Origin of the sequence: Brachybacterium phenoliresistens (assembly GCF_039530785.1) — a bacterium.
Lineage (GTDB): Bacteria > Actinomycetota > Actinomycetes > Actinomycetales > Dermabacteraceae > Brachybacterium > Brachybacterium phenoliresistens.
Genome location: NZ_BAAAOW010000004.1, coordinates 71,593 through 91,730 on the forward strand (window position 1 = coordinate 71,593; position 20,138 = coordinate 91,730).

Sequence of the window (20,138 nt, forward strand, 5' to 3'; positions counted from 1 at the left end):
GCCGATGAACATTCTGTACCCCATCGAGTGGGCCGTCGCATGGATCATGGTGCGCTTCCATGACCTGCTCTCGCTCTTCATGGATCCCCACTCGGGATGGACCTGGCTGCTGTCCATCGTGGGCCTGACGGCCGTCGTCCGCACGCTCATCATCCCGCTGTTCGTCAAGCAGATCCGCTCCTCGCGGGCCATGCAGACCGTCTCCCCGCAGCTGCAGGCCGTGCAGAAGAAGTACAAGGGCAAGACGGACCAGGAGTCCCGGCAGAAGATGGCCGAGGAGACCATGGCCATCTACAAGGAGGCCGGGGCCAGCCCGCTCTCGTCCTGCCTGCCGATCCTGCTGCAGATGCCGATCTTCTTCGCCCTGTTCCGGGTGCTGTTCTACAAGCTGCCCGAGGCGGCCGAGCAGAACGTGGCGTTCGGCCCGCTCTCCGCCGATCTCGCCGACAGCGCGCACGACGCGATCCTCATCGGCACCACGACCATCTCCCACAGCTTCCTGGCCGGGGACATCTCCGCCAAGATCGTCGCCGGGGTCATCATCGCCCTGATGTCCTTCGTCACCTTCATCACCCAGAAGGAGCTGACGATGCGCAACATGCCGCCGGCGGCCCTCGAGGGGCCGATGGCGAGCACGCAGAAGATGATGATGTACATGCTCCCGTTCATCTACGTGATCACGGGACCGGGCATGCCGATCGGTGTGCTCATGTACTGGTTCACCACCAGCGTGTGGACCCTCGTGCAGCAGTGGATCGTCATCCGCTCGACCCCGACGCCGGGCTCCGCCGCGGAGACCGCCCGCCATGAGCGCATCAACGCCAAGCGCGCGCGCAAGGGCCTCGAGCCGCTGGACTTCAAGCCCAAGAAGCCCGTCGTCGCCGAGCCCGAGGAGGAGGCGCCCATCCGCGTCCAGCCCTCCGGCAAGAAGCGCGCCGGCGGCAAGAAGCTGTCCGATGAGGAGAAGCTCGCCCAGGCGCGCGAGGCCCGTGCCCGCGCCGCCGAGGAGCGCCGCATCAAGGCGCAGGAGTCCCAGAAGGACAGCGACTCCGACTTCCTCTCCGGCGGGTCCTCCGCCGTGGACAAGCGCAAGAAGAAGCGCCGCAGCTGAAGCTCCCCGCCCCGGGGCATCGACGCCCCGGGGCCCGGTCGTCCCCGTTACCTCGTCCCGAGCACTCCCTTGGAGGACCTCCCATGAACGACATCACCGCGCCCTCCGTGACGGACGGCGAGACCCCCGACGCCCCCGAGCCGGCCGTGGCCGATGCCGCCTCCCCGTCCGCCGCCGAGGAGCCGGCGGCCGAGGCCGCAGTCGCATCGGCCGCAGATCCCGAGGCCGACGAGGAGGAGGCGCGCCCGGCGGAGACCGCCGAGGAGCGCCTGAAGCGCCTCGAGGAGGAGGGCGACATCGCCGCCGACTACCTCGAGGAGCTGCTGGACATCGCCGACATGGACGGCGACATCGACATCGACGTGGACGGCGACCGTGCCTCGGTCGAGATCCGCGGATCCGACCAGCTGTCCCGGCTCAACAAGCCCTCCGGCGAGCTGATGGACGCCCTGCAGGAGCTCGCGCGGCTGGCCGTGCAGACCCGGACCGGGGAGCGCTCGCGCCTCATGCTGGACATCGGCGGCTTCCGCGCCGAGCACCGCACCAGCCTCGAGGAGCTCGCGGCCGGCGCGATCGCGAAGGTCGCCGAGAGCGGGGAGTCCGTCCCGCTGCGGCCGATGAACCCCTTCGAGCGCAAGGTCGTCCATGACGTCGTCAAGCGCGAGGGCCTGCGCTCGGAGTCCGAGGGCGACGGCAAGGGCCGCCACGTCGTCATCTACCCCTCCTGATCGCGAGCACCTCACCGATGTCCGCGCAGCTTCCCGATTCCCTGCGACCCCTCGCCGAGCGCCTGTTCGGCGAGCGTCTCCCGCTGGCCGAGCGCTACACCGGCATGCTCGCCGTGGCGGGTCCCGAGCGCGGACTCATCGGCCCGCGCGAGGTGGACCGGCTCTGGGAGCGGCACGTGCTGAACTGCGCGCTGCTCGTCGAGGCGATCGGGCCCGACGCCCGGACCCTCGCGGACGTCGGCTCCGGGGCAGGGCTGCCCGGGGTGGTCGTCGCGATCGCCCGGCCCGACCTGCAGGTCACGCTCATCGAGACGATGCAGCGCCGCGCCACCTGGCTGGAGGAGGTGGAGGCGGAGCTGGGTCTGGGCATGGAGGTGCTCCGGGCCCGCGCCGAGGATCTCCACGGCCGGCGCACCTTCGACGTGGTCACGGCCCGCGCCGTCGCCGCCCTGGACAAGCTCGCCAAGTGGACCCTGCCGCTGGTCGCCGAGGGCGGCGAGCTGGCCGTCATGAAGGGCTCCTCCGCGGCGGAGGAGATCGACGCGGCGACCAAGACCCTGCGCCGGCTGGGCGGCGTCGACCCCCGCGTCGAGATCCATGGGGGGTCCGAGGTGGAGGTTCCCACTACAGTGGTCAGGGTGCAGCGCCGTGCCGCTGGTTCGAGGAAGGGAGATGCCCGTGGCTGAAGCCCGCGACCGTTCCTCCGGCGGAGGGGATCCCCTGGAGGACACGCCCCTCATGCGGCAGCTGACACGGGACCATGCCCGTCGTCAGGAGCTGGAGGGACTTGTGTTCCAATCCCCGGAGCGGACCCGCATCATCACCATCGCCAACCAGAAGGGCGGGGTGGGCAAGACGTCCACGACCGTGAACCTGGCCGCGGCGCTGGCGCTGGGCGGTCTGAACGTCCTCGTGGTCGATGCCGACCCGCAGGGCAACGCCTCGACCGCGCTCAGCATCGAGCACCACAGCGAGGTCGCGAGCATGTACGACGTGCTCGTGGACTCGATGCCGATGGCCGAGATCGTGCAGGACGTGCCGGATTTCGAGACCCTGCAGTGCGCGCCGGCCACGATCGAGCTCTCGGGTGCCGAGATCGAGCTGGTCTCGATGGTGGCCCGCGAGAACCGCCTGCGCAACGCGCTGCAGGAGTACCAGGCCGCGCGCGAGGAGTCGGGCCGGCCCCGGCTGGACTTCATCCTCGTGGACTGCCCGCCGTCCCTCGGGCTGCTGACCGTGAACGCCCTGGTCGCAGCGCAGGAGGTGCTGATCCCGATCCAGGCGGAGTACTACGCGCTGGAGGGGCTGTCGATGCTGCTGCGCAACATCGACCTGCTGCGCCAGCACCTGAACCCCTCCCTGGTGGTCTCCTCGATCCTGCTGACGATGTACGACGCCCGCACCCGCCTGGCGGCCCAGGTCGCCCAGGACGTGCGCGACCACTTCCCCGATCAGACCCTCGAGACCACGATCCCGCGCTCGGTGAGGATCTCCGAGGCGCCCAGCTACGGGCAGACGGTCGTGTCGTACGATCCCCACAGCACGGGTGCGCTGGCGTATCGGGCCGCGGCGAAGGAGCTGACCACGAGGCCCGCCCCGTGACTCTCGCGGCGCATCGATGCGCCGGGACGGCGGGCACACGAATCATCACGGACGAAGGAAGAGCATGACGCAGAGACGAGGTCTGGGGCGCGGACTGGGCGCGCTGATCCCGGGGGCGGGCGTGAGCGCCCCGCGGGCATCGGACCAGGATCCGGAGCTGCGCACCCGCCGTCCCGCCGAGCCGGAGGCCGCGGAGGCGGCCGAGTCCGCCGCCACCGGCCCTCGCCCGGTGGACATGTTCTTCTCCGGGGATCCGCTCCCCGAGTCCGGGGAGTCCCGGGCACGCCGTCGCCCCGGCGGCCCCGACCTGGCGGGTGCGATGGCCCGCGCCGCCGCCGAGCGCCGCTCCGCCGCCCGCGGCACCTCCCGTCGTCGCTCCGCCGAGGAGGACTCCGCCGACGCGGCAGAGAACGGTGCCGGAAGCTCTGCCGAGGCCGCCCCCGAGAAGGGCGCCGGCACCACGGCCGCCCGATCCGGCCGATCCTCCGGAGCGAAGTCCGCAGGGACGAAGAAGGCACCGGCCTCGGCTGCGTCCTCCTCGGCCCCGAAGACGAGCGGCGCGAAGTCGACGGGGACGAAGTCGACGGGATCGAAGTCGACGGGAACGAAGTCTGCGGGCGCGAAGTCGTCGGCGGGCACCAAGGCGTCCGCGGGCGCGACGTCGTCCTCCGGCGCGAAGGCGTCGGCCGGGTCGACGTCGTCGACCAGGTCCAAGAGCGCGGCCGGGACCGCGGCGAAGTCCGCCGGCACCTCCGGCCGCTCCACCGCCGCGAAGAAGACTTCCGCGAAGATCGCCGCATCGAGCCCTGCGGTGTCCGACGAGGCCGTCGAGAACGCCGGCGGCGCGACGGCGGCCGTCGCCCGCGACGTCCGGATCGCCGAGGCTGCCTCGACGGCGGCCGCGGCCGAGCCCCGTGTCGAGCCCTCGACCGCTGCCACCACCCCTGCGGACAGCCGCGGGGCGGAAGATGCCGCTGCGGAGGACCGGGTGGAGGACAGCCCGATCGTGGACGTGGAGAAGGTCGAGCTGGTCCCGGCGCGCCCGGCTCCCGAGCCCGCGACCGAGGACACCGCAGCCTCTGCCGAGGACTCCGCAGACTCTGACGCGGCCGAGGGGGATCCTTCGGGCGAGCAGATGACCAGCGAAGAGACCTCCCGCGAGGAGACGGCGAGCGAGAAGGCGTCGGCAGATGCATCGTCCGCCGCTGCGGAGCCCTCCTCCTCGGACGCGCAGGACGCCTCCTCGGCGACGGGCCACGCCGGCCTGTCCGAGGGGCTCGTGAAGGTTCCCGGTGCCGAGTTCGCCGAGATCCCCATCCACGAGATCCGGGAGAACCCGCGCAACCCGCGCACCATGTTCGATGACGATGCGCTCGACGAGCTCGCGTTCTCCCTGCGCGAGGTCGGCGTCCTGCAGCCGGTCGTGGTCCGCGGGATCCCCGTCACCGAGGACGGCGAGTCCTTCGAGCTCGTCATGGGCGAGCGTCGTTGGCGGGCCGCCCAGCGCGCCGGCCTCACGTCCATCCCCGCGATCATCCGCGAGACCAGCGACGACGATCTCCTGCGCGACGCCCTGCTGGAGAACCTCCACCGCACGCAGCTCAACCCCCTCGAGGAGGCAGCGGCCTACCAGCAGCTGCTCGAGGACTTCGGCTGCACCCAGGACGAGCTGTCGTCCCGGATCGGTCGCTCGCGTCCGCAGATCTCCAACACGCTGCGCCTTATGCGCCTGCCGGCCCTCGTGCAGAGGCGCCTGGCCAGCGGTGCGCTGAGCGCCGGCCACGCGCGAGCGCTCCTGACGCTGGAGGACCCGCGGCTGATGGAGGAGCTCGCCGGCCGCATCGTCGCCGAAGGACTGTCCGTGCGCGCCGTCGAGCGTCTCGTCGCCCGCGGCGCGGAGCCGGGGACCCGTTCCGCCCCTACCCGTCGGACCACCTACAACCCCCGGGTCGTGGACATCACCAGCCGGCTCTCGAACCAGCTCGAGGCCCCGGTGCGCATCGATGTCGGCAAGCGCAAGGGCCGCATCACTCTCGAGTTCACGAATCTCGACGACCTCGAGCGCCTCGTCGAGCGGCTCGGCATCGAGCAGGACGCCGAAGAGCACACCGGAACGGACGACTGACCCGTCACGACACCTCGGCTACGCCCCTCTCCTCGTCATCGAGGGGAGGGGCGTTCTCGTTCCTCGACGCAGGCGCCCCTCGCCGGTTCCGCGAGCCCTGGCGCGCGCTCGAGGCTCTCTGCTCGTCGGGACCTCCGGGGGCCGGGTCCGGGGGGGGCCGGGCTCCCAGCGGGCCGCGCAGGGCCGTCCAGAGCTCTTCTGAGGGGCGCTCCGCGGCCTCGCTCGGAGGCGGTGGTGCTGCCCTCGTCCATGCGCGCTCAAGCGCACTGTCGCCTTGCGCGCGTTTTCGGGTAGGGCGGGTTCGCACGGTCGCCTCCCCCAGCGATCCAGGTCTGGCCCTGGCGGGGTGAGCGTTCCGGCGGGCCGACGAGAGGCCGACGCGTGTGCGTTCACTCGGAGGAGCACCGGGGAGGGCAGCGAGGAACACTAGGGAGGGCAGAGTAGCGCCTGTGTTATCAACGTTATTCAGTCTCTGACTGAGGTGGCCGCCCGCAGCGGATCATTCGGACCCATGGTGCAGCTATCCTCACGCCGGGGACGGAGCGTTTGGGCGGGCGCCGGCGCCGCGGCTCCGGACTGCACCCGCGGGGCTCCCCGGGGTTCTCTGATTGTGGACAGACAGATGTGTTTCCTGTGGGGACCGCCTGGGGGCGCGCGTGCCGACGTTGTCCACACTGGTGATTACTCTGTGGATTGTTCACCCTGGCGCCATCCGGCAGCCCAGTCCTCCCTGGCGCAGCTCGGCTACGGGGCCTCCCCTGGGGTGCTGACCAGGAGCGTCCGTCCCTACGCAGTGCTCGTTCCGCTCAGTGTGCTGCCCCTGCGTTTGTCCGCTGCCGCCGTCGTGGCCGACGTGCCGGGACCATCTGGGGTGGGGCTCTGTGGATCGCTGAGCTCACGCGAAGTCTGGGAAGCGGGCAGGTTGAAGCGCTGGTGGCACGCCGTTTCACGGGAAACGGCCCACGTGCGGCTGGTCCGGTGGGAACTGATGTGCCGTGGACGCACGAGGTGCCTGGGCTCTCGCCTTGAGCTGCGCTGGTTGATCGGTCGGTGGTGGCCTTCCTGAGGCGCTGAGTGGTGTCGTTGACTCGTCCCCGCCGACGCGACATTGCGCTCCCGCGATAGCGGACCTTCATGGGCGGGCTGCTCCCGTTGCCCGATCTGGCAGGTTTCCCGTGAAAGCTCGGGCGCTGCACCGTGGATCCTGTCGGCCGAGGACGAAGTTGATGTCCGCCCCTACTGGGCTTGATCCATGCATCATCAGAAGGAAGCTGCTGGATGTGAGCTCCGTTCGGGCGTTCCGACTGCGCCGTTTCACGTGGAACCGCTCGGTCAGCGGAGGGAGTAGTGCAGATGGAGCATGACGAGAGCTTGCGCCAGACGGGCGACACTCCGCTGCATAGTGCCGAGAGATGCGGAATCTGCCGCGCGTTGCCTGGTTGTGCACCCCTGTGTTGCACGTGAAACGCGCGTCAGGTCGTGGGCCACTCCGCTCGCGACCCCTCGCCGTGCGTTCGGCGCCCTGTGGCTCGGGGCTCCCCGCGCCCAATTCCGCCGGGTGGCCGGTCCGACGTCTGGTGTGATTGGGCGCGCCGCGAGGGAGGAGACTCTCCCAAAGTTCGTCGTGCATACCGAGGGCTCCGCAGCTGCAGGGTGCAGGTGCTACGTCGGCGTGTTTCACGTGGAACTTGCACAACACACGACCACTCTGCGCGCAACGCAGTGCTGCGCGGCGCTCGCGTGGACTCCTCTCGGCTTGGCCTATGCCAGTTGTGGCCGTGTGTCGGCGCGGACCGTTTCACGTGAAATCTGGACTCTCCAAGCAGTGCGGCGCGCGCACAGGACGGATGGTGCTGGACCCTGATGATGCACCCGTACTGCGGCCGAGCCTGTGCGGTACGCCCGTGTTGGTCTCGGCGAGAGTCACGTTTGGTGCGGATGGGGCGCTTGGACGCCCCGGCTCCCGTGCTCGTTGGAAACGGTCACCACCGGTCGCTTCGAACTCGAGAACGCGCGTTGCACGTGAAACGGTGACCCAGGAGCCGTGGACCGGAGAGGGGGTGCACCGTGTGCCCAAAGCAGTTTCACGTGGAACGTCCAAGGTTGTGTGTCGTGGGGCGACTCAGGATTGTGGGCCTCGCGCTTCGTGGGCAGCCGGTGCAGCCCGCACTGCTTCGGAGCTGCCTGCGGTGTGGTTTCCCGTGAAACACAGTACGGCGGCGCGTTGCGCGTCTCGTGGCGAGCTGCTCTGTCCCGTGTCGACGGCCGGGGGCGTTCATTTGTCCAGCCCTCCTCGCCTCCGGCGAGAAGCTCAGGAAAGCGCACGGCCACGGCAGCGACAAGCCTATGACCTGGGGGTTCTCATCGCGGCAGAGCGGTGCTAGTGTCACAGGGTGCGCTGGCGCCAGCGAGAACGGCTTCGAGAGGAGCCTTGCCGGCCCTCATAGGAGAGGGGTGCGGCTTGGCGACGTTGGCGCGAGAGAGGTGACAATCCTTCCTCGACCCGCTCCTGCGCCGACCGATGTTTCACGCGAAACGCTCCGCCGACTCGTGCCGGCCGACAGATCCTTGTACGCGCTCTGGTGACGCCCGGGAACCTGCCTGCCGAAGAATCGAGAAGTTCTCCCGCGATCCCGGCCGCAGCACGGAGAGTAGCTCGCTGCGACGGCGCGAGTCCGCTTCCCTCCGGCCCGCCGCAGCCCAGCCGCGCACGCCCGGGCTCAAATTACTCGCCGGTAACTGGATGTCCTGCCACAGGCACCCCTCTCCTGGTTTCACGCGAAACAGGCGCTACCTCGTTTCACGCGAAACCAGGCATGTCGCATCGGAGCGAACCACCCATCCTCGAGGGAGCGTCGGGCCGGCGCGCCTCGGACTGTGGTGCTGCGGCGCTCCAGTACGCAGCATCGGGCGGGCATGATGCGCGCCGCTGTGCTTCCGCGACCGGTGTTCCCCGTGAAACTTCCACGCCTCGGCGACCGCCGAATACATGTCGTGCTCCCAGGCGCAGCCGATCTCGACGCTCGGAGGCGGCTGCATCGCATCAGCGGATCCGGAAGGCGGGCGGCGCGGCTGCATCAGCGTCGGGGATGTGTATGGAGCGGGTGCCCCTGTTCCCCGTGGACAGCGTAGGTATTCACAGTGTGCGCAACGATGTGGAAATCCAGGTTGCGACGCGGACACGATATCCACAGCGCACCTGTGGGCAGGAGTCCGGGCGAATCGGGCGTTCTCGACATCGGCGCATCGGTCCCAGCATTCGTGCAGGTCAGCGCGCCGAAGAGGGGTATGCGAAGGCTGTCACGTCTATCCCCACTCTCCACATGCTGCTGTGGATAACCCTGGGGACTGCCCCGCGTGTCGGTGTGGACAACTGTGGGGACAGGTGGGGAACAGTGCTCTGACCGGCGCACCTCTGGGCTGAACGAGCCAGATTGACAGTGGGGACAAGTCCGCCCGTCGACGATTCTGGACGGAGGACCTCGCCCTCGCGCTGCTGGGCCTGGTAGGGCTCGTGCCGGGGTTGCCGGGGTTGCCGGGGTTGCCGGGGTTGCCGGGGTTGCCGGGGCGGGCGGAACAGGGCGAACGGGGCGGGGCGGGTCTACTGGTCGTACAGAGTGCCCGCGACCTCGTGCTTGGGTGCCGCTCCCCGCAGGCGGCGCACCTCGCGGAAACGGCGCAGCGCGGCGTCGCCCGCCCGGTAGAGCTCGTCCCCTCCCGCGGACTGTTCCTGGAGGCGGAGCTCGCGATCCCCTGAGGCGGCCGTCTGCGCGGCCGTCCGTGCGGCCGGTGCATCGGCCGGAGGCGCGACGGGGACGTCGGCGGCTGCGGGAACGAGCCGAACCGCCGTCACCGCCCCCAGCACGGCGCGGGGCGCGGCGCCGGTGCCGGCCTCCTCCGCTGCGTCGGCATCGGCCGGGACGGACCCATCCCCCAGGTCGCCCTCGTCCACGACCGGCTCGAAACGGATCCACGTCGGGAGGGCGTCGATGTCCCAGGCGTCGAGCTCCTCGTCGCTCGGATCGTCCAGGCGCAGGCTCAGCACATCGGCCCCTTCGCGGCGCAGCCGCCGATCCAGCTCCCGCATCACCGTCGGAGCGGGGCGGCTGGGAGCGGACCACGCCGCGGTGACGAGGACGACGACCGCGCGGGGAAGCGCCGCTCCGTCCGCGCCGTGATCCCGCGACGGACGGGCGCCAGAGGAGGCATCCCGGGGCACGCGGAGGGCCCCGGAGGCGTCGCGCGTCTCCGGGGCCCTGCGTACCGGATCAGAGGGAGGAGCCACCGGCCTGGGCGGTGACGGGGACCGGCTGCAGATCGGCGTCGTCGACGGCGAGAGCCGCCGTGTCCGAGAGCCACCGCTCGGCATCCAGCGCCGCCTGGCAGCCGGAGCCGGCGGCCGTGATCGCCTGGCGGTAGGTGTGGTCGACGACGTCCCCGGCCGCGAAGACGCCCTCCACGCTGGTGCGGGTGGTCCGGCCCTCGACGAGGATGTAGCCCTGGTCGTCCAGCTCCAGCTTGCCGCGGAACAGGTCCGAGCGCGGCACGTGGCCGATCGCCTCGAACACGGCCGAGGTCGGGAGGGTCCGCTCCTCGCCGGTGACGGTGTCGCGGAGCGTCACCGACTCGACCTGCTCCTCCCCGTTGATGCTGGCCACCTCGGAGTTCCAGGCGAAGCGCAGCTTCGGGTCGGACTCCGCGCGACGCGCCATGATCTTCGAGGCGCGCAGCTCGTCGCGGCGGTGCACCAGGGTGACCTGGGTGCCGAAGCGGGTGAGGAACGTGGCCTCCTCGACCGCGCTGTCGCCGCCGCCGACCACGACGATCTCCTTGTCCTTGAAGAAGAAGCCGTCGCAGGTCGCGCACCAGCTGACGCCCTTGCCCGAGAGGCGGGCCTCGCCGTCGATGTCGAGGCGGCGGTAGGCGGAGCCGGTCGCGATGATCAGCGCCTTGGCGCGGTGCACGGTGCCGTCCTCGAGGGTGACCGTCTTGACCGGCCCCTCCAGCTCGACGGACACGGCGTCCTCGAGGAGGATCTCGGCACCGAAGCGCTCGGCCTGCTCCTGCATGGTGGCCATCAGCTCGGGGCCCTGGATGCCGTCGGCGAAGCCGGGGAAGTTCTCCACGTCCGTTGTGGTCATGAGCGCCCCGCCGGCATCGAGCTGCCCGGCGATGACGAGCGGCTGCATCTCGGCGCGGGCGGCGTAGATCGCGGCGGTGTACCCGGCCGGGCCGGAGCCGACGACGATGACCTCGCGGACGGTGCCGTCGTCCTCGGCCGCGGGCGCGGAGGCGGTCTGGGGCGCGAGAGAGGGGGCGCCGAGGATGTTGAGAGCCTGGATCGGCTGGGTCATGGGAGGTCCTTCCTGAGGATTCTGCGGCGGAGGAGGCGAGGCCTCGGATCCGGGTGACGGCGAGGATGTCGGGCGGGCGCGCGACGGGGAACGGGTCGGGACGGTGGGGCGGAGGTCAGCGGTCGGGCAGGATGCGGAGAGTCAGACGGCGCCGATCATGGCGGATCCGGACCACAGCAGGGAGCTGTCGGGACCCTCCTCGGTCGCGATGCCGCAGGAGGGCAGCACCACGGTCGCATTGACGACGCCGCCGTTGGAGTTGAGCGTGTTGCGGTCCACCGGGCCGTGGATGATCAGCCAGGCGCGTGTGCCCTCCGGTCCCCATGCGACCTCCTCCATCGTCAGCAGCGTCTCGGTGATGCCCTGTTGCTCGAAGCAGCGGTTCACGTCGAAGCTGGCCGGCGCGCGCAGCACCGTGCCCGAATCGAGCACCCGCTGCACCTCGAGGCCCAGGGTGCTCTCGGATATAACGGGCAGACCCGCCGCATTCTTCCCGGGCGCCCCCGGGGAGTCCATCGAGGTCCCGCTGATCGTGCTCGATCCCGTGGTCGACACCTCGAGGGCCTTGGACAGCATGAGGCCGATGCTCGAGGAGATCACCAGCGCGACCACGATCAGCGGGATGGGAAGACCCATCACCGTCGGCAGGGGCCGACGGCGGGCGCGATCGGGCCGCGCTCGCATCACTGGACGCGCACCTCGGCGATGCGCGCCCGGAAGCCGTCCCCGCCCGAGTCGCCGGGGAGCTCGGGGATCCACAGCACCACGGAGGACGCCTCGGAGAGCGGTTCCTGCGGAGTCAGGGTGACCTCCCCGTCGCCGGCGAACTCGCCGGTGGCGAGGACCTCGCCGAGCTCCCCGTTGCCCGGGTCCGCGCGCAGCTCGAGGACGCCGCCGCTGTTCTCCGCGGTGGTGACGACGACGGAGTTCAGGGTGCCGGGCTGATCGAAGGACAGCCGGACGCCCAGGCCCTCCTTGAGGTTGCCGTACTGCGCGCTGCGGTAGATCTGCGAGGACCAGGCCGAGGAGGGATCGCCGTCGGTGAGGCGGTCCTGGCGATCCAGATGGTCCGGCTCGCGGTCCGTGCCGCGCGCGAACAGCTCGGCCGATGCGAGGGTGACCACCGGGAGCGCCTCGGGCGTCGTCTCCGGCTCCGCGGTCTCCTCGGCCGGGGCCGATGTCTCCTCGGAGGCGGCGGAGGTGGTCGCCTCGCCGACGGGGTTGGTGTCCCCGCGCAGCGTCGAGGTGATGGAGGTGACCGCGAAGACGAGGGCGACGATCACGCCGAGCACGGCGAGGACCAGGACCCACTGGGCGGTGCGGGAGCGCTGGTCGCGCGGCACCGGGGTCTGCGCGTAGGTCACGGCCTCGTCGCGATCCATTGCGACGCCGACGACGTCCCGCAGCAGCGACCCCGGACCGGAGGCGGGTCGGATCTCGGTGGGCTCCTCCGCGAGGGAGGTGTCGCGGCCGCGCACCACGATCGGACCCGTGGGCGGCTGCGGGACCTGATCGGTCGACGGCTCGGCATCGTCCGGGCGCGGGGCCTGCGGCGGGGTGCTCAGCGCGTCCTGGGCGGCGTGGGCCGCCGGGACCGCGGCGCCGGCCACGGGGGCCATCGGCGCCGTGCGCTGTCCGGCATCGGCCGGACCGGGAGCCGGTGCGGGGACGGGGCTCATCGCGGCCGTCGGGGCCAGCGCGGCGGTCGGCGCCTCCGAGCGCTCGGGGCCTGCGGCATCGGCGGCGGAGTCCTCGCCGTCGGCCCCGGCCGGCGCACCCTGAGGGCCGGCGGGCGCGGTCTCGGCCGGGTCGGGTCGGGTCGGGTCGGTCCGGTCCGGGTCGGTCGTGGCGGAGCCGGTCTCCGCGGGGGCGCCGTAGGCGTAGGCGGCGGGAGGCTCCGGCGCGGCCTGCACGGGAGCGGCGGACCCGTCCCCTGCGGAGGGTCCGGCGGGAGCGGAGGGATCGCTGGGTACGGAGGAACCGGCCGGGGCGGCGGCCCCGGGGGCTGCGGCCACCTCGAGATGGCCCGGGAAGGCCGCACCGCGACGGGGCTCGTCCAGGTGGAGGTCGCGGATCAGGGTCTGCGCCTCCTCGGAGGTGCGGGCGCGATCGACCGGAGCCGCGGCGCCGGCGTCGTCCCGGGAGGGCTCGGCTGCGGAGGCTTCGCCCGGGGAGGCATTGCCCGGGGAGGCGTCCCCCTGGGAGGGATCACCCTGGGTGGGGCCGCTCTGGGCGGGACCGCTCTGGGAGGTGTCGCCCGCCGGCACGGCGGGCTGCTCTGCCCCGGTGGGGCTCGGGGCCGATGCCGAGGCGTCCGGGGACCCGGCACCGGGGCTCACGGCCGGGGCGGGCAGGGGCTGGGACGGCTCCGGTGCGGCCGAGGTCGCCGTGGGCCCGGCGGCGACGGCCGGAGCCAGCGCCGCGGTCGCGGCGGCCCCGGCAGGGGCGTCCCTGTCGGCGGGGCTCTCGTCGGCGGAGCCCCCGTCGGCGGGGCTCGGGGCGGCGGGGCTCGGGGCGGCGGACTCCTCGGCGGGCGGGACCGCCGCGGGATCCGCGGAGGTCCCGGCCGCGGCGGCCGCGGCGTCGTCCGCGTCGAAGGCCTCGAGGGTCACCGGGATCGACTGCCAGGGCGAGAGCTCGGTGACGAGGTCGCGCACGGTCACGGGCATGGCCTCCCCGGACTCGTTGAGCACCAGGTCGCACAGCACGTCCAGGTCGTCGGGCACCGTCCGGGGGCTGATGCGGGAGGCGCGCGGCACCAGGCCGTCCTGCCCGCGCACCGGGCGCGAGCCCGTCAGGGCCTTGTACAGCAGGGCGACCAGCGCCGCGGTGTCGCGGAAGCCGGTGTCCTGCTCCGCGGCGGTCTCCAGCGCCGCGGCCGCCTCGACGCCCGCGCCGAGCACGTGGACGGTGCCCGCCGCAGGATCGACGAACACCCGGTTGGAGTCGAGGTGCTGGTGGCGGATCCCGCGACGGCGCGCGGTGTCGAGCCCGGCCGCGGTCTCGCCGATCACCGATCGGGCGGTCTCCGCGCGCAGCGGGCCGTCGGCGTACATCGCGGCCAGCGGCGGCGCCGGCGGCACCGGGTACTCCACCGCGGTGACCGGGGCGGGCGCACCGGGGGCGGCGGCCCGCGGGTCCTCCCGGGGATCGCCGAACACGCGCACCTCGCGCACCGGGATCAGCCGGGGGTCCTCCACGAGGAAGGCGCGGCGCGCGGCATCGGCCACCTCGAGGGCCGCCGGTCCCTGCACGAGGAGCAGGACGACGCTCTCCCCGCTCGCCGCCGATCGTGCGCGATGCCATGAGGCTCCCGCGGGCACGCCGGACAGAGGGATCGTCCCCTCCAGGGTCCAGTGCGCGCGGAGCGCGTCGTCATGGGGTCCAATGGTCACGGATAGTCCTCCGTCGTTCGTCAAGGCGCCTCACCATGCTACGAGGTGGTCGCCGGGGACTTGCCGGATCGTCGCAGCTTCCGCGTCACCAGGGACATCGCCCAGGTCAGCTCGTCGACCCGCAGCAGGCGGGCGACCGCCACGAACACCGCGGAGACGAGCACGGCCACCGCCGCGCCGAGGGGGACGGTGAGGAGCCGGTGGATCCACAGCGCATCGCCCAGCAGATGCACCGCCCCCGCCCCCACGGCGATGCCGGCGATCGCGGCGATCAGCAGCTTGAGATAGGCCATGACGCTCGCCCGGGTGCCCGTGGTGCGAGCCCCGAGCGCCGTGGCGCGGCGGCGCAGGAGGTACAGGCCCAGCGCCCAGCCCAGCACATTGCCCAGCGAGCTGACGGCGGCGGCCGTCGCCGTCGCATAGCGCGGATCGACCAGCCACAGGATCGGCCCCACCGCCGCGAGGGACACCAGCGTGTTCGGGATCTGCATCCAGAACGGGGCACGCGCATCCTCGTAGGCATAGAAGACGCGCTTGACCAGGTATGTCGCGGCGAAGGGCACGAGGCCGACCATGTACCCGATGAGCACCCAGCCGTTGGCCCGCGCCCCGACCGGGCCGGTGCCGCCGCCGATCACCCACATGATCGGCCCGGCCAGCGCGATGAACACCGCGGCCGAGAGGAACATCGGCACCGCGAGCACGCGCCCGGTGCGGGCGTACTCGGCCAGCGCCGAGGTGTGCTCGTCATCGGCCGCATGGCGAGAGATCCGCGGGAAGATCGCGGTCACGATGGTCACGGCGATGATGCCCTGCGGGATCATGAACGCCATGTAGGCCCAGTCGATCGAGGTCAGCGCCGGGTAGGACTGGGCGGCGCTGCGGTCGATCTCGTTCAGCCGCTCGACCTCGTGGGCGGCGTTGCCGGTGGACCAGCGGGTCGCCCAGATGCCGAGCTGCGCGATCCCGAGCATGGCGAGGGTCCACAGGCCCAGCCGGGACAGCTTCCCGAAGCCCAGCCCGCGGAACCCCCACTTCGGGCGCAGCCGCAGGCGGAGCTTCCTCACGTAGACGATGAGGAACGCGACCTGCGCCCCGGAGCCGCCCACGTTGATCGCCGCCAGGGCGATCACCATGGGGATGGTCCAGGCGGTCGCATCGCCCTGCTTGCCCCAGACGACCAGGAACAGCAGCCCGCCGACGATGCCGACGAGGTTGTTCATCACCGGCGCCCACTGGTACGGGCCGAAGGAGTCGTGCGCGTTCAGCAGCTGCCCGCACATGACGTACAGCGCCGACAGCATGATCTGCGGCATCATCCAGTACCCCAGCTGCACCGCCAGGGCGTAGGTCGCCGGCGGCAGATTGCCGCTGGTCAGGGTGAGCAGCAGCGGGACGCCGGCGATGCAGATCGCGGTGAGCCCGCCGGAGACCAGCACCACCAGGGTCATCAGGCGCGAGATGTAGTCCGAGCCGCGATCGGGCTGCTTGGCGGCCTTGACGATCGCGGGCACGAGGATCGCGTTGAGGGTGCCACCGCCGACCAGGATCCAGATGGTGTTGGGCAGCTGGTTGGCGGCGCTGAACGAGCTCGCCGCCGCGGTCATCGACCCGGCCGTGATGAGGCCGAACAGGAAGTTGCGCACGAAGCCCAGCAGGCGCGAGACGATCGAGCCGGAAGCCATGAGCATGCTCGCGCGCATCAGCCCGGTGCGGGGCCGGGCAGGCTCGGGGGCCGATGGCGCCGCGGGCCGCGCCGGCCCGGCCGCCGGGGCCGGGGCCGGGGCGGTGCGCAGATGCCGCGGGATGTGGGCCGTGCGCCGCGCTCTGGTCGCTGTGCTGCTCATCGGCCCTCCTCCTGCCCCTCGGTGCCCGGTCGCGGAGGGTCCATGGTCCCGGCAGCGGGCTGGGAACGGCCCGTGCTCGCCAGCACCGCCGGGTCCTCGGGCACCTTCACGCCGGGGGCGCGGCGGGAGGACCCGGTGCGCCGGGCCCGCAGCACGCCCACGACGACCAGCAGGCCCATCGCGATCACCAGGGCCATGGTCGTCCAGTTCTCCCAGGCGGGGTTCACGCTGAGCGGCACGCCCACCGGATCGGTCAGCGGCACGCCCTCGGCCGTGGTGAGCGTGGTCGAGAGGGTGACGGTGCCGTTGGCGATCGCCTCGACGGGGACGGTCACCTGGGCGCTGCCGCGGGCGGGGACCCGCACCGTCTCCGGATCGCCGATCCGCACCACATGGGTGTCCGAGGAGACCAGCACCTGCACGGTGATCGGGGTGGGCAGCGCGTTGCGCACGGTGATGGGCACCCCGGCCGCATCGGCGACCAGGGTGTACTCGGAGACGGGCACCACCTGGACCGCGGCGGTGAGCTCGTCGGTGCGCGCCACGGCGGCGTCGGCGCCCTGCCGTGCCTCCTGCTCGTCGCCGCGGTGCCCGGTGGAGGCGGCGGCCAGCAGCAGCAGCTCCGCGGCGTCGGCGGCGGCAGGGTCCTCCATCACCGAGGTGATGTCGCCCAGGCGCTCGGAGGCGGCCTCGAGATCGGCCGTCGCCCGGGGGTCGAGGCGCTGCGCCGCGGCGCCCTCGGCGACGGGGACGTCCTCGGGGCGCAGCGTGCCGGCGCTCAGCACGGCCCCGCTCTCGTCCCCGGGATCGGTGGTCACCGAGCCCTGCTCGGCGGCGTCCAGCAGCTGGGACAGGGGCACGCGCTCCACCCACGGGGCGTCCCGCAGGTCGCGCATCATCGCGTCGACGGCCTCGGGGTCCAGGGCGGAGGCGTCCTCGGGCACGATCACCAGGTGCTGGCGCGCGGAGACGTCCTGGGAGGCGACCGCGGCCGTCTCGGCGAGGATGCGCTGGCGGGTCAGGACCGGATCCGCGGACTCCGGGGTCAGCATCGAGACCTGCGCGGACAGGCCCTCGTCGGGGGCGATCAGCGGCGTGGAGCCGGCGTCGGACTCGAGCATCACGACGGAGGACGGGGTGACGTGGTCGCTGCGACCGGCCGCGGCGAGGGAGGACGGGACCACGATCGCCTCGCTGCCCTCCTCCTGCCAGGCCTGCAGCTCCCCGCCGGTGAGCTGCTGCTCGGGCACCGCGACGGCCTGGCCGTGCGGGGTGACGCCGGATCCGCCCCAGGCGTCCTGCGCGGCGATCCGCGCCCGGCCGCCGAGGTGCGGGGCATCGGCCTCGGAGAGGGAGACCAGGTCGGCGCCCGCGTAGGGCGTGCCGAGCACGGTACGTCCCGCGGCGCCCTCCTGGAGGGCGAGGCGCATCTGGTCGGCGGCCTCGAGCGGAGCGGGCGGCCCGGCCGTCCCCTCCTCGGCCGGGGTGGTCGGCTCGGCGGTGGCATCCGGGTCCGGGTCCTCGGTCGGCTCCTCCTCGGGCTCCTGCGGGTCGACGAGGGTCGCGGGGTCCAGCAAGGAGGGGTCGAGCATCCAGTCGACCCCGTCGACGAGGGCCGTATCGCGGGTGCGGGCCAGTGCGCCCGCGGTCACATCGGCCGTGAAGGCGGTGGGATCGGTGACCTGGGCGGCCGGGTCCGCCGCGGAGATCGGCACCAGCATCGAGGCGCGGATGCCGCCGCTGACCCCCGAGGGCCGCCAGACGGTGAAGCTGCGCAGGCTGACCAGGGGCGTCTCCTCGGACACCAGGGTGAAGGACAGGCGACGCACCCCCCACAGCTCCGGGGCCTCGGAGTAGCCGAGCTCCTCCGCCGGGATCGCGACCCGCACCTGCGTGCTCGCCCCGGGGGCGAGGTCCCCGGCGACGCCGGAGGTGCCCACGGGGGTCCCCGAGTCATCGGGTGCGGTGACCGCCTGCCACTGCTCGAGCTGCTCCCGCTCGGTGATCCGCGGGGTGCGCGTGCGCACCTCGAGCTGCGGGGCGAGGAGGGTCTGCGAGGAGGTGTTGGTGATGGTGATCTCAGCGCTGAGCGTGCCGCCGGGCTCCAGCGCCGCCGGGCCCAGGGAGTCCAGGCGCAGCGCCGTGTCCGTGCCGTCGAAGTCCTCCGGCTGCGGGACCGCGTGGGCGGCCCCGGGGCCCAGCAGCATCACCAGGCACATGACCAGGGCCGATACCAGGGTCCGGAGGATCGGGCGGGCAGCGGCGGGCTGTCGTCCGACCGGTGCGCCGGAGCGGGGACGAGGCGATCGCCCCGTCCCGAGGGCAGGCGTGGTCGGTACGGGCTGCGACATGGGGACACTGTATGCGTCCTTATACGGTAGGCCCTGTGACTGATGCCCCCCACGACACGGACGAGACGCGCGCTCGCCTCGAGGTCGCCCGCACCCGCGCGGCCTCCATGTTCGCGGCGCTGCCCGCGGAGATCCACGAGCTCGGCCGCGCCTTCGAGGCGGCCGGCCACGAGCTCGCGCTGGTGGGCGGTCCCGTCCGCGACGCGGTGCTGGGCCGGTCCAGCGCCGACCTGGACTTCACGACCTCCGCCCGGCCCGAGCAGACCGAGGGGATCCTGCGGGCCTGGAACCGCGGCGGCGCCCTGTGGGACATGGGCCGGGAGTTCGGCACCCTGGGCGCGGCCCGCGGGGGCCTGCGCGTGGAGGTCACCACCTACCGCACCGAGTCCTACGATCCGACCAGCCGCAAGCCGCAGGTCGTCTACGGCGACACCCTCGCCGGGGACCTGTCCCGGCGGGACTTCACCGTCAACGCCATGGCGGTGCGCCTGCCGTCCCTGGAGCTGGTGGACCCCTTCGACGGCCTCGCCGACCTCGCCGCCGAGGTGCTGCGCACCCCCGTCGCCCCCGAGCAGTCCTTCGACGACGACCCGCTGCGGATGATGCGGGCCGTCCGCTTCGTCTCCCAGCTCGGCTTCCGCATCGAGCCGGGGACGGCCGATGCGGTGCGCGCCCTCGCCGAGCGGATCGGCATCGTCTCGGCCGAGCGGGTGCGCGAGGAGCTGGTCAAGCTCCTGATGGGAGCCCACCCCCGCGCGGGGCTCGAGCAGATGGTCGAGCTGGGCCTGGCCCGGCACGTGCTGCCGGAGCTGCCGGCCCTGCAGCTGGAGATCGACGAGCACCACCACCACAAGGACGTCTACCAGCACTCCCTCACCGTGCTCGAGCAGGCCATCGACCTCGAGTCCGCGCCCGGCAGCGGCGGCCCCTGCGAGGGCCCCGACCTGGTGCTGCGCCTGGCCGCGCTGCTGCACGACATCGGCAAGCCCGCCACCCGCCGCTACGAGGCCGGGGGCGTGGTCACCTTCCGCCACCACGACGTGGTCGGAGCGAAGCTCACCGCGAAGCGGATGAAGGCGCTGGCCTTCGACAAGGACACCACCAAGCAGGTCGCCCGGCTGGTGGAGCTGCACCTGCGCTTCCACGGCTACGCCGACTCGGCCTGGACCGATTCCGCGGTGCGCCGCTACGTCACCGACGCCGGCCCCCTCCTGGAGCACCTGCACCGCCTCACGCGGGCCGATGTCACCACCCGCAACCGGCGCAAGTCCCGCGCCCTCGCGCGGGCCTACGACGAGCTCGAGGCGCGCATCGCCGAGCTCGCCGAGCAGGAGGAGATCGGTCGGATCCGCCCCGACCTCGACGGCAACGAGATCATGCAGATCCTCGACCTGGCACCGGGCCGCGAGGTCGGCGAGGCCTACAAGCACCTCCTGGAGCTGCGGATGGAGCACGGCCCCCTGGGCCGTGAGCGCGCCGAGGAGGAGCTGAAGGCGTGGTGGGCCGCGCGCTGACCGCGCCGGCACCGTCGATGAGCATCCGCTGAAAGCCCTGCGGGGCGCCCGGCGTCTACTGTGAGCGGCGTCGCACCAGTCGTGGAAACCGTGTGAGAGTCCCCGCCGGGT

General features: G+C 72.4%; 12 protein-coding genes. 6 read left to right on the forward strand and 6 right to left on the reverse strand.

All coding sequences use genetic code 11. The features are described 5' to 3' along the window. Positions 1–4 precede the first annotated feature (4 nt). The 5 genes from yidC to ABD234_RS10705 all read left to right on the forward strand — a co-directional run bounded on the left by yidC (position 5) and on the right by ABD234_RS10705 (position 5,566). Entirely contained in the window at positions 5–1,111 is a 1,107-nt protein-coding gene (gene yidC, locus ABD234_RS10685) for a membrane protein insertase YidC (RefSeq protein ID WP_038373789.1), read from the forward strand. A gap of 83 nt (positions 1,112–1,194) precedes the next feature. Next, positions 1,195–1,839, forward strand: coding sequence for a Jag family protein (locus tag ABD234_RS10690; RefSeq protein WP_425546789.1), 645 nt, complete (start codon positions 1,195–1,197; stop codon positions 1,837–1,839). Between the two features lie 17 nt (positions 1,840–1,856). Continuing rightward, positions 1,857–2,525, forward strand: coding sequence for a 16S rRNA (guanine(527)-N(7))-methyltransferase RsmG (gene rsmG / locus ABD234_RS10695; protein ID WP_038373791.1), 669 nt, complete (start codon positions 1,857–1,859; stop codon positions 2,523–2,525). A gap of 52 nt (positions 2,526–2,577) precedes the next feature. Next, a complete protein-coding gene (locus ABD234_RS10700) occupies positions 2,578–3,441 on the forward strand; it encodes a ParA family protein (protein WP_232226458.1) in 864 nt (287 codons plus the stop codon). Between the two features lie 64 nt (positions 3,442–3,505). After that, positions 3,506–5,566: a ParB/RepB/Spo0J family partition protein gene (locus tag ABD234_RS10705; RefSeq protein ID WP_344355992.1), complete on the forward strand. Its 2,061-nt coding sequence runs from the start codon at positions 3,506–3,508 to the stop codon at positions 5,564–5,566. Between the two features lie 3,601 nt (positions 5,567–9,167). Here the strand turns inward: ABD234_RS10705 and ABD234_RS10710 are convergent. The 6 genes from ABD234_RS10710 to ABD234_RS10735 form a co-directional block, all read right to left on the reverse strand. Beyond that, positions 9,168–9,653 carry a hypothetical protein gene (locus ABD234_RS10710; protein ID WP_344355994.1) on the reverse strand — a complete coding sequence of 162 codons (486 nt, stop codon included), beginning with the start codon at positions 9,651–9,653 and terminating at the stop codon, positions 9,168–9,170. Between the two features lie 181 nt (positions 9,654–9,834). Then, complete coding sequence (trxB, locus tag ABD234_RS10715; protein ID WP_344355996.1) at positions 9,835–10,920, reverse strand: thioredoxin-disulfide reductase; 1,086 nt, start codon at positions 10,918–10,920, stop codon at positions 9,835–9,837. Positions 10,921–11,061: 141 nt separating this feature from the next. Continuing rightward, positions 11,062–11,556 carry a hypothetical protein gene (locus tag ABD234_RS10720; protein WP_232226459.1) on the reverse strand — a complete coding sequence of 165 codons (495 nt, stop codon included), beginning with the start codon at positions 11,554–11,556 and terminating at the stop codon, positions 11,062–11,064. Between the two features lie 47 nt (positions 11,557–11,603). Then, positions 11,604–14,315, reverse strand: a complete 2,712-nt coding sequence (locus ABD234_RS10725) for a protein kinase family protein (protein WP_344355999.1) — start codon at positions 14,313–14,315, stop codon at positions 11,604–11,606. 38 nt (positions 14,316–14,353) lie between these two features. Further along, positions 14,354–16,162, reverse strand: a complete 1,809-nt coding sequence (murJ, locus tag ABD234_RS10730; RefSeq protein WP_344356001.1) for a murein biosynthesis integral membrane protein MurJ — start codon at positions 16,160–16,162, stop codon at positions 14,354–14,356. Then, positions 16,159–18,513 carry a DUF6049 family protein gene (locus ABD234_RS10735; RefSeq protein WP_344356003.1) on the reverse strand — a complete coding sequence of 785 codons (2,355 nt, stop codon included), beginning with the start codon at positions 18,511–18,513 and terminating at the stop codon, positions 16,159–16,161. Before ABD234_RS10735 ends, murJ begins: the two co-directional genes overlap by 4 nt. 11 nt (positions 18,514–18,524) lie before the next feature. On the opposite strand from ABD234_RS10735, the gene ABD234_RS10740 reads away from it, so the two are divergent. After that, complete coding sequence (locus tag ABD234_RS10740) at positions 18,525–20,027, forward strand: CCA tRNA nucleotidyltransferase (RefSeq protein WP_425546790.1); 1,503 nt, start codon at positions 18,525–18,527, stop codon at positions 20,025–20,027. Positions 20,028–20,138: the final 111 nt, after the last annotated feature.